Here is a 943-nt window from a genome sequence, read left to right as displayed (position 1 = left end):
CACTCCCTGAAGCTTGCTTAGAATCATCAGCATGGCTGTTTTTGTTTGGCTGTGATTGCTTGGCGTTTCTATGCATGATAAATGACTGGTTTCTTTACAAGGGATGACTAAGGCGTATTATTCGCTTTTGTGCTACAATGCGCGCCGCAATTTTGACTCCACAAATTTCAGTGTAGATGGGTAATCAAACATGAGCAATGCAAACGACAATAACGGCCAGCTAAATACGCAGAGTGATTCAAGTAAAGAAAAGCCATGGGGAGGACGCTTTACCGAGCCTACCGATGCTTTTGTTGAACAATTTACTGCGTCAGTAGAGTTTGATCAGCGTTTGTATTTCCACGATATCCAGGGCTCTATTGCGCATGCGACGATGCTGGCAAAAGTTGGCGTGCTGACTGAAGAAGAGAAAACGCAAATCATTCAGGGCTTGAAAGAGGTTCAGGCAGAAATCGAGAGTGGCAAATTCCAGTGGTCTGTCAAACTGGAAGATGTACATATGAACGTCGAGGCAGCCTTAACAGAAAAAATTGGTATCACGGGCAAGAAACTCCATACAGGGCGATCTCGAAATGACCAGGTTGCGACAGATATTCGTTTGTATCTACGAGATGAAATCGATGTGATTGCCAGTGAAATTACTCGTCTTCAGGATGGCATGGTAAGGCTTGCTAAGCGTGAGGCTGCAACAATAATGCCGGGCTTTACTCATTTGCAAACAGCTCAGCCAGTCACTTTTGGTCATCATATTCTTGCTTGGAACGAGATGCTTCAACGTGACTATGAGCGTTTGATGGACTGTCGTAAGCGCGTGAATATTATGCCGCTAGGTGCAGCAGCTTTGGCGGGAACGACTTATCCTATTGATCGTAGCATTACGGCCGAGTTATTAGGCTTTGACCGACCTAGTGAGAACTCTCTTGATTCAGTCAGTGATCGTGAC

General features: G+C 45.3%; 1 protein-coding gene. It reads left to right on the top strand.

Annotated features, from left to right (window positions below; all coding sequences use genetic code 11):
• Nucleotides 1-190: 190 nt before the first annotated feature.
• Nucleotides 191-943: argininosuccinate lyase (gene argH, locus A3766_RS06095; RefSeq protein ID WP_068641934.1), on the top strand; the 753-nt coding region annotated here is incomplete at its 3' end.

The sequence above is a fragment of the Oleiphilus sp. HI0132 genome (assembly GCF_001635845.1).
This window is presented reverse-complemented; position numbering and strand designations above follow the sequence as displayed.